Below are 4563 nucleotides of genomic sequence, written 5' to 3' on the forward strand. Positions count from 1 at the left end.
TGCGAGTGTTGTCCCTGCGGTTTCACATTAAAATTCCATACAAATTACCAAAGTGTGATCTTTTGTTGTTTTTTTTCATGCTAGTATTTACAACGTAATCGAGAGAAAAAGAAAAACAAAAAATGGAGGAACAAATATTATGAAAAACAGACGAAGCAGAATATTAGCTCTTGTGGGAGCATGTATTTTGGCAATGGGAACCCTTACCGCATGTGGAAGCGAAGAGACGAATGCTTCTTCCACCAGCCAGGCAGAGAGCTCTGCGCAGGAAAGCAGCGTGGCTGAGACCACTTCCTCTGAGGCGGCTTCTTCTGAGGCATCCACTGAGACAGCAGCGTTGTCCGGTTCTATCCAGATGGTGGGAAGCACTTCCATGGAGAAATTTGCAAACGCATTGATTGAGGCTTTTATGGCAGAGAACCCTGATGTGAATGTAACTGCAGAATTTGTCGGCTCCGGCGCAGGTATCGAGGCAGTGCTGAACGGAACGGCGGATATCGGAAATTCATCCAGAAATCTGACGGATGACGAGAAAACATCCGGTGCGGTGGAAAACATTGTAGCAATCGACGGCATTGCAGTCTGTGTTGATCCTGCAAACACTGTAACAGGACTTACCAAGGATCAGCTGATCAATATTTACAATGGCACCATCACCAACTGGAGCGAGGTTGGCGGCTCTGATTCTCCTATCATCGTAGTGGGACGTGAGGCTGGCTCCGGTACCAGAGGCGCGTTTGAAGAGCTTCTTGGCCTTGAGGACGCATGCGCATATGCAAACGAGCTGGACAGCACCGGCGCAGTTATGGCAAGAGTAGCGTCCACCCCTGGTGCAATCGGCTATGTATCCCTGGATGTATTGGACGACAGTGTAGTTGCACTTGCACTGGATGATGTAGAGCCCACGGTTGACAACATCAAGTCCGGCAGCTATTTCTTGAGCAGACCCTTCGTAATGGCAACCAACGGCGAGATCTCCGCGCAGAGCGAGCTGGTACAGGCATGGTTCGATTTTGTGCTGGGCGCTGAGGGACAGGAAATTGCCACCAGTGTAGGATTGATTACGGTAGAATAATAAAAAAGGATAATGCGATGAAAAGTCAAACACACGCTTTTGTAAAAGAGTCCACGATTGTTGGAAACAGAAAAAACAAAGCGGTGGTGGAAACTGCGGCACAAATAATATTCACTATTTGTGCCTTCTTCGCTGTTCTGGCGGTGGTTTCCATCACCCTATATATGATTATCAGCGGAACGCCAGCCATCTTTCAGGTGGGGCTTAAGGAAATACTCTTTGGCACTGTCTGGAGGCCTACTGCTGCAGAGCCTCAATATGGTATTCTTTATGTAATCCTTACCTCCATAGTGGGCACCGGCCTTGCCATACTGATCGGTGTACCCATTGGAGTCCTCAGTGCGGTATTTCTTGCGGAGGTTGCCCCGAAAAAGCTGGCTATGATCGTGAAGCCGGCAGTGGAGCTGCTTGCGGGAATTCCCTCCGTTGTGTATGGCCTGTTAGGTATCTATTTGTTGAATCCATTTATGTATAAAATTGAGCTTGCGTTATTTGAGGGTTCCCAAACCCATCAGTTTACGGGCGGAGCAAATCTGCTTTCGGCGGTGATCGTGCTTGCCATCATGATTCTTCCCACAGTGATCAATATTTCAGAGACCTCCATAAGGGCGGTGCATCCCAGCATAAAGGCGGCGTCTCTGGCATTGGGGGCTTCCCATATGCAGACCATTTTCAAATCCATTCTTCCGGCGGCCAAGTCCGGTATTATCACGGCCATCGTGCTGGGCGTGGGAAGAGCCATCGGAGAGGCCATGGCAATCACTCTGGTGTCAGGAAGCAGTGTGAACCCGCCGTTCCCCTTCAATTCCGTGCGGTTTTTGACCACAGCTATCGTCAGCGAGATGGGATATTCCTCCGGAACCCACAGGCAGGTGCTGTTCACCATCGGACTGGTGCTGTTTGTGTTTATTATGATTATTAATGTGATATTGAATAAGATTCTAAAAAAGGGAGGAAATGCAGATGAACAGCAGTAATACACTGATGCGGAAAAGAAAGCGTCCCGTTGACACGGTGCTGCTGGCGGCCATCTACATATCGGCGTTCTTCTCTGTGGCTTTGCTGGCAGGGATTATCGGCTTTGTGTTTGTGAAGGGTATCGGCACGGTAAACTGGAAATTTCTCACCTCAGTTACAAGCGCTTTGGATCAGACGGTAGGTATCGCCGGAAATCTGGTAAACACCCTCTATATTATTGTGATCACCCTGTTAATCGCCACTCCGCTGGGTGTTGGATCGGCTATTTATCTGAATGAATATGCAAAGCCGGGCAGAATTGTTTCCATCATTGAGTTTACCACGGAAACTCTTTCGGGCATTCCCTCCATTATTTTCGGTTTGTTTGGCATGGTGTTTTTCGGGGAATCCCTGGGGCTTGGCTATTCCCTGCTCACCGGTTCCTTTACATTGACGATTATGGTGCTTCCGCTGATTACCAGAAATACCCAGGAAGCCCTTCGGACGGTGCCGGACAGCTATAGAAGCGGCGCCCTGGGAATGGGTTCTACAAAATGGCATATGATCAGAACCATATTGCTTCCTTCTTCCATGTCCGGTATCGTTACAGGAATCATTCTTGCCCTGGGACGTATCGTTGGAGAGTCCGCAGCCCTTTTGTTTACTGCAGGAAGCGATTACAAGCTGCCCCGCTTTGGAAGCGATTTTGCAGCAAATGTGGAGAGACTTTTTGCCAAAACCACAGAGTCGGGCGGAACGCTTACTATAGAGCTGTATCTGCAGATGCAGAAGGGGCAGTATGAGACCGCCTTCGGAATCGGCTGTGTGCTGATTGTGATTGTGCTGATTTTAAATCTGCTTACCAAGCTGGCGGCAAAAAAGCTTCGGCCGGTATAAAAGCGAAAGATAGAAGCGGCTTTGCACAAACATTGATTATGCGCAAAGAAATGCGCGGGAATGAGGATAAACATGGAAAAGAGTAAAATATCGGTGAAAAATCTGAATCTCCACTACGGGGAGAATCATGCGCTGAAGGATGTAAGCATGGAGATCAAGGATCATGCCATCACAGCTTTTATCGGACCCAGCGGCTGCGGAAAATCCACCTTTTTAAAATGCTTAAACCGTATGAACGATCTTGTGGATAATGTGCGCATTGAAGGACAGGTGCTTTTGGACGGGGAGGATATTTATGACAAGCGGGTGGATACCACGCTGCTGCGCAAAAAAGTAGGCATGGTATTTCAGCAGCCAAATCCCTTTCCTATGTCCATTTACGACAACGTGGCTTACGGGCCCAGGCTTCATGGCATCAAGCAGAAATCAAAGCTGGATGATATTGTGGAAAATGCGCTTAGGGGAGCGGCTATTTTTGACGAGGTGAAGGATCGTCTGCGGAAATCTGCCCTGGGGCTTTCGGGAGGACAGCAGCAGAGACTGTGTATTGCCCGGGCGCTGGCGGTGGAGCCGGAGGTGCTTTTGATGGATGAGCCCACCTCAGCCCTGGATCCGATCTCTACCTTGAAAATAGAGGAGCTGATGGAATCTCTGAAGAAAAAGTATACGGTAGCCATTGTGACCCACAATATGCAGCAGGCTGCCCGTGTGTCTGATGACACGGCATTTTTCCTGGTGGGGGAGGTGGTGGAATTTAATTCCACCCAGAATATTTTCTCCCGTCCCAAGGACAAGAGGACTGAGGATTATATTACAGGCCGTTTTGGCTGAATAAAATATTTTGCCGCCTAAAGCGGATGATTGGAAAGAGAGGATAATCATGTCACCCAGAATCTATTTTGAACAGGAATTGGATTTGTTAAAAAATAAAGTAACGGAGATGGGCGAGCGGGCGGAGATCAGCTATGACCGCCTGGTATACGCTGTCAGAGGCAATGACAGAGAAACCCTGAAGCTGCTTTTGGACAATGACCGTCAGATGATTGATATGCAAAGGAGCATTGAGGCAAAATGCCTTACGCTGCTTACCAGACAGCAGCCGGTGGCCAGGGATCTGCGTCTTGTTTCATCCGCACTTAAGGTAGTAACGGACATTGAGCGGGTGGGGGACCACGTATCTGATATTGCAGAGCTTTGCCTGCGGACTCAGGAATTTAAGCTGGATGGGGTTTATGAGAGCAAGCTCTTTATCATGATGGAGGAAGCCAAGAATATGCTTCATGAAGCGGTGGAGGCTTTTGTGGAGGGAGATGAAAAGGCGGCGCGCCAGGTGATAGAGGGCGACGACGTGGTGGATGACCTCTTCAATCAGATCAAGGAGGAGCTGATGGGCTCCATCCGCACACAGAATCTGGATGCGGATAAGGTGGTTGATTACCTGATGATTGCAAAATATCTTGAAAAAATAGGAGATCACGCCGTAAATATCGGGGAATGGGCGATCTTCCAGGTGACCGGAGATATGCAGGGCGTTCAGCTGTATTAAATGAGCTGTTTTTTAAAAGCCTCTTGATATTTTACATAGATTTTACGTATAATGATTATAAATTTTACATAGTTCGTTTACTCTGTAA

The 4563-nt window shown here is 48.3% G+C and carries 5 protein-coding genes; all 5 read left to right on the forward strand.

Going from position 1 to position 4563, the window contains the following annotated elements; translation table 11 throughout:
• The first annotated feature begins 139 nt into the window (after positions 1 to 139).
• The 5 genes from AC1WIP_RS11915 to phoU all read left to right on the forward strand — a co-directional run bounded on the left by AC1WIP_RS11915 (position 140) and on the right by phoU (position 4475).
• The gene (locus AC1WIP_RS11915) at positions 140 to 1075 is read left to right on the forward strand and encodes a phosphate ABC transporter substrate-binding protein (protein WP_481142032.1); all 936 of its coding nucleotides are present in this window, start codon (positions 140 to 142) and stop codon (positions 1073 to 1075) included.
• Positions 1076 to 1092: 17 nt separating this feature from the next.
• Positions 1093 to 2052, forward strand: coding sequence for a phosphate ABC transporter permease subunit PstC (gene pstC / locus AC1WIP_RS11920; protein ID WP_481142033.1), 960 nt, complete (start codon positions 1093 to 1095; stop codon positions 2050 to 2052).
• Entirely contained in the window at positions 2039 to 2929 is an 891-nt protein-coding gene (gene pstA, locus AC1WIP_RS11925) for a phosphate ABC transporter permease PstA (protein ID WP_481142034.1), read from the forward strand. The genes pstC and pstA overlap by 14 nt, the downstream gene beginning before the upstream one ends.
• A 72-nt stretch (positions 2930 to 3001) precedes the next feature.
• Positions 3002 to 3760 (forward strand): phosphate ABC transporter ATP-binding protein PstB, encoded by a 759-nt coding sequence (gene pstB / locus AC1WIP_RS11930; RefSeq protein WP_318702633.1) that lies wholly within the window; start codon positions 3002 to 3004, stop codon positions 3758 to 3760.
• Positions 3761 to 3809: 49 nt separating this feature from the next.
• Positions 3810 to 4475: a phosphate signaling complex protein PhoU gene (phoU, locus tag AC1WIP_RS11935; RefSeq protein ID WP_481142035.1), complete on the forward strand. Its 666-nt coding sequence runs from the start codon at positions 3810 to 3812 to the stop codon at positions 4473 to 4475.
• Positions 4476 to 4563 lie beyond the last annotated feature (88 nt).

The organism is Acetatifactor sp. (assembly GCF_982438285.1).

Excerpts from the sequence above, each read along its gene's own strand:
- AC1WIP_RS11915 (WP_481142032.1), top strand. The coding sequence starts at position 140 with ATGAAAAACAGACGAAGCAGAATATTAGCTCTTGTGGGAGCATGTATT.
- pstB (WP_318702633.1), top strand. The coding sequence starts at position 3,002 with ATGGAAAAGAGTAAAATATCGGTGAAAAATCTGAATCTCCACTACGGG.
- phoU (WP_481142035.1), top strand. The coding sequence starts at position 3,810 with ATGTCACCCAGAATCTATTTTGAACAGGAATTGGATTTGTTAAAAAAT.
- pstA (WP_481142034.1), top strand. The coding sequence starts at position 2,039 with ATGAACAGCAGTAATACACTGATGCGGAAAAGAAAGCGTCCCGTTGAC.
- pstC (WP_481142033.1), top strand. The coding sequence starts at position 1,093 with ATGAAAAGTCAAACACACGCTTTTGTAAAAGAGTCCACGATTGTTGGA.